Source organism: Campylobacter sp. (assembly GCF_017646085.1).
In the GTDB taxonomy this organism is placed as follows: Bacteria; Campylobacterota; Campylobacteria; order Campylobacterales; family Campylobacteraceae; genus Campylobacter.
In genome coordinates this window covers 1-4,489 of record NZ_JAGCNF010000010.1, presented here as the reverse complement: position 1 = coordinate 4,489, position 4,489 = coordinate 1, and the positions used below count along the sequence as shown (strand labels likewise).

Genomic DNA, 4,489 nt, shown 5'->3' with positions numbered 1-4,489 from the left:
TTAAGTGCATCATTAGCTAAAGAGTCTAAAAAATCGCCACTGAGTTTGAAATTTATATATCCATTTACAGCAGTTACTTCGTAGTTTGGCGAACTAAATTGCTGTGCCATCTGAGCAGCGATAACTACTGGAGATTTTTTTAACTCCTTAGCTAGCCCAAAAGCAAGTGGTGTAGCATAGTGAGCTAGGGTTTTATCCTTTGGTTTTTCTATTACGACTTCACGCTCTAAAATAGCGCTTATTTGTGCTTTTAGCGTATCTTTAGCACTCATTAGGCACTCTTTTGAGTTTCATCTTTTTTTATTTGAGTTGCATCCTCAGTCTTTTCGATTTTTTCTAATGAGGTATCATCTTCCATCTCTTTTTTAAAGCTTTTAATTCCTTTACCCATACCTTTTGCTAATTCAGGGATTTTTTTAGCACCAAAAAGCAAAACAATAATTGCTAAAACTATCAACCAGTGACTTATACTCATACTACCCATAATTTTCTCCTTAATTAAAATTTAAATTTGTTAAATTGAGCATTCGCTCCAGCTCTCTATCACGTCATTTAGGACAAAGCTTTGTGTTTTTGATCTCATAGAGATAAAAATTGCCTTAAGTTTTTCATATGAGCTATCTAAATCATCATTGATGATAAGATAGTCATATTCACCGATGTGAGCGATTTCAGTAGCTGCGTTAAATAACCTATTTTCAATGGTTTGTTCATCATCGCTACCACGCTTTATTAGTCGTTTTTTTAGTTCGTGTCTATCTTTTGTAGTTATAAAAACTGAGGTAATTAACTCCTTATATTGCTTCATTGCTAGATGAAAGCCCTGAACATCGATGTCAAAAATCACAATTTTATCATCTTTTAGAGCTTTTTCTACTGGTTCTAGGCTAGTGCCATAATAATTTTTATGCACATTTGCCCACTCTAAAAATTTACCCTGCTCAATTCCTTGTTTAAATTCATCAGTACTAATAAAGTTATAATCAACCCCATTTTTCTCTCCAGCTCGTGGTTCCCTAGTTGTGCTAGAAATAGAAAAATAAAGATTGCCAAATTCAGCCATTAAGCGTGATAATAGCGTACTTTTCCCACTTCCGCTTGGGCCGCTTATTATTAGAATTTGACCGCTCATTATCTACCTTCAAAACTAATACTAATATTAATATTAATATCTTTTAATACATCTTTTAAGGCGCTAGTGCTAAATGCTCTTCCTAATCCCTCGCCAATTTGTGAGGCTAAAACCTGAGCTATCTCATTTTGTTCATTTTGGCTTAGTTCTGTTTTATTTTCTACAGCGACTTTATCTGATTGATTAGCTTTTGATTCGCTTTGGGTTTGGTTATTTTCTTCATTATTTTCTTCATGAAGAGCTTCTTTTATAGCAGCTTCTTCTATCTCATCAATTGTGCTAGCTTCATAGCTATTGCTTAAATCTTGGTTTTTCATATCATTCTCACAATCCATATTATCAATCTCATCAAGCATACTGCTTAATTTATTTAAATTCTCAGTGTATTCAACATCTTTAACTTGGTCATTCTCGTCGGCTAGTTCATTAAAATCTTGACTTTCATCAAAATCTAAAGGCTCATATTCATCTTGGCTACTTTTAATATTTGCTAGATCGCTCTCAAAACCTGCTAGTTCACTCTCAAGATCATCTAGCTCATTATCAAATTTATCTAGGCCAATCTCTTCGACTAAGAATGCTGGCTGAGTTTTTTGAGTTGATTCATCTATTAATTCATCTTTAAATTCAAATTCGCTCTTTGATTCTTGTGCTGGTTGAGTTTGTTCAAATTCATCAGTTGCAAACTCAGCAACTGCTTCAGGCTGGATAATTGACTCTTCTGTCTCATCAAATTCGGCAATCTCTTGTGGTATAGTAGCCAAATCTGCAACAGAGTCATCTTGAAATTCAGATTCAAGCTCTGATTTGCCAACTGGTTTTATAGTTGATTCATCTGTCAGTTCATCTTTAAATGTAGTGTCAAATTCAGCATTATCAACCTCACTATCGCCATCAGGAAGCGCATCAAATGCTGAGATATCAAGCTCGATATTTTCATATTCGCTGGTTATATCTTTAATATTTTGATATTTTTGTTCGTCATTAAGGTTATTGCTTGGACTTGATTCTTGTGCTTGATTATCTAAATTATCTATTGTTTGTTCATCATTGCTTAAATCATCTAATGCTTCAATCTCATTAATTTTATTATCTAAAGCATCAAGTTCTTTTTTATCATCTAAACTATCTATCTCGTCAAGTTTGATACCTAGATTATCTAGATCCAAATCAGTATCATCTAATTCTTGAATTTGGTTATTTGTGTTGATCTGATTATTTATGCTTTTAGCTTGTGATTCATCTACTGATTTATTGAGGTTTTTATCTGCTAAATTATCTGTCTCATATTCTAAGCTATTAAGTCTAGCTAGCTCATCATCTATGTTATCTAGATTAAACTCATCTGTTGTAATATTTAACTCTTTATTGTCGCTAATTAAATCATCAGTAAGATTATTAACATCTTTTGATTCATCTATTAGGCTCTCAATCTTGCTAAGTTCATCATCAAGTCCTAATCCACTATCAAAATCATCAAATTCATCCTTAGTCGGCTTAGGCTCAGCTACTTCGATTAAATTCTCAAATTGCTCAAGCTCTTGTTCTTCATAATCTTCATCATCAAATGAGCTATTTTCAAAATCATCTTGGAGTTTATTGATATCATCAAGTAACTCATCGCTACCTAAATCGCTAAATTCATCTAGCTTATCACTAGTGTGAATCTGACCAAATTCATCTCCTACTTCGATATTGCTAGGTTTAGGTTCTGCTATTTTAGTTGATTTTGGAATCTCAACTAGGATTCTTTTTACTACATCGATAAAATCAGTTGGCAAAAATGGCTTTTGTAGAGTTTGGCTTTTAGCTAGATTATACTCATCAGCTCGATTTCTAGGGATTAAAAATAGCTGATTTTTTGCATATTCTAAGTAATTAATTTTACTATCATAAAGCCCGCTATCACATATAATTAAATCAGCATCATTGCTAGTTAAATACTCTAAATTATCAATCTCAGCAAAAGTATATCCAAGTTTATTTAAACTCACACTCACAAGTTTTGAAACTGCTGGATTATTATTTAGCAAAATCACCTTCATAGACTACCCCTTAAAAAATTTACACTATTTTACGCAAATTTTCATTATGTATTGCTTTATTTAGAAAAATAAACTTGGCAAATCGTTTAAAACTCTCATCATTAGTGTTGTAAATACCTTAACAATAACAGCTAAAATCGCCATAAGCACAACAAAAGCTATAGTAATTTTAATTGGAAATCCTACAACTAGTAGGTTAAATTGTGGCATGGTCTTCATAAGCATTCCAAAAATCAAATCCGACATTAGAGTAAGGGCTAAAATCGGAAATGAGATTATAAAGCCATATAAAAAGAGATTTACCATACCTTGGGAAGCGTATTTTAAGATATTTTGTTCAGGATAGAAGCCGCCAAGCGGGATATATTCAAGTCCATAAGCCAAAAAATATAACACTAAATGATGCCCATCAAATAACAAAAATGCCAGTAAAACTATTAAATTTAAGATATTTGAGATTAGTGGGGCATTTATTCCGCTTTGTGGGTCAACAACTGTTGCCATTGAAAATCCCATAATCATCGATATCTGTTCACCTGCTAGTTGCACTGCACCAAAAACAAGCATCAAAAGTACCCCAGCACATAGCCCAAGCATAAGCTCAGAGAGTGCTTCAAGTATAAGATACTGAACATTTATACCATCTAAATTTGCCGGCGGAGTAGCTAGCGGAAATAGATATAATGTAAGCATAAATGAGAGTGTGGCTTTGATTGTCATAGGAATTTGCATATGGTTAAAAAATGGAAAAAACACCATCAAAGCACCAGTTCGCACAAGAAGCAAAAAGAATGTTACGACATTTTCTTGCCCTAAATAATTTACAAATTCCACAATTCACCTAATTAATTTGGCGCTTATGATACTTAGTTTTTGCGAAATTTTGGCTTAATATTTAGATAAATTTAGATTTTTGGATTTAAAATTAGTAATTTTAGCTATTATAAAACTTCTTAATCATTGTTTAATTAATTTTAGCCGATGGGTAATTTATGAGATTTTCATCCACGCTACAATCTCTAATACAGCATAAATTAACATAAAAATACTAAAATAAATGATGAAAATACTAATATAATTTTGCAAATACATCGCTGCTAATAGCGTTTGTATTATAGAGTTATTGTATCTTTGTGGTAATAAATCACAAATAAAAATCAAATAATATATAAATGCAAGTTAAGGTTTGCATATCAAACTGAATTTAATAAGATTGTAGTGATTTGTATTGATAAAATGTTATAAAATAATAATTTATGGTAAGAAAACCCTACCTACAAGTGTAGGCAGGTTTAGCAGCATTTTGAGCTAC

General features: G+C 32.1%; 4 protein-coding genes and 1 pseudogene. All 5 read right to left on the bottom strand.

What is annotated here, in order from left to right; translation table 11 throughout:
- Window positions 1-272, bottom strand: a pseudogene (locus J6V67_RS00525) (arginine--tRNA ligase); the annotation flags it as partial.
- Window positions 272-484, bottom strand: coding sequence for a twin-arginine translocase TatA/TatE family subunit (gene tatA / locus J6V67_RS00520; protein ID WP_291857198.1), 213 nt, complete (start codon window positions 482-484; stop codon window positions 272-274). The pseudogene J6V67_RS00525 and the gene tatA, both read right to left, overlap by 1 nt.
- A 30-nt stretch (window positions 485-514) precedes the next feature.
- On the bottom strand, window positions 515-1,132 hold the full coding sequence (gmk, locus tag J6V67_RS00515) for a guanylate kinase (RefSeq protein WP_291857196.1): 618 nt from the start codon (window positions 1,130-1,132) through the stop codon (window positions 515-517).
- Window positions 1,132-3,177 (bottom strand): hypothetical protein, encoded by a 2,046-nt coding sequence (locus J6V67_RS00510; RefSeq protein ID WP_291857194.1) that lies wholly within the window; start codon window positions 3,175-3,177, stop codon window positions 1,132-1,134. The genes gmk and J6V67_RS00510 overlap by 1 nt, the downstream gene beginning before the upstream one ends.
- 60 nt (window positions 3,178-3,237) lie before the next feature.
- A complete protein-coding gene (gene fliR / locus J6V67_RS00505; RefSeq protein WP_291857192.1) occupies window positions 3,238-4,011 on the bottom strand; it encodes a flagellar biosynthetic protein FliR in 774 nt (257 codons plus the stop codon).
- Between the last annotated feature and the right edge of the window lie 478 nt (window positions 4,012-4,489).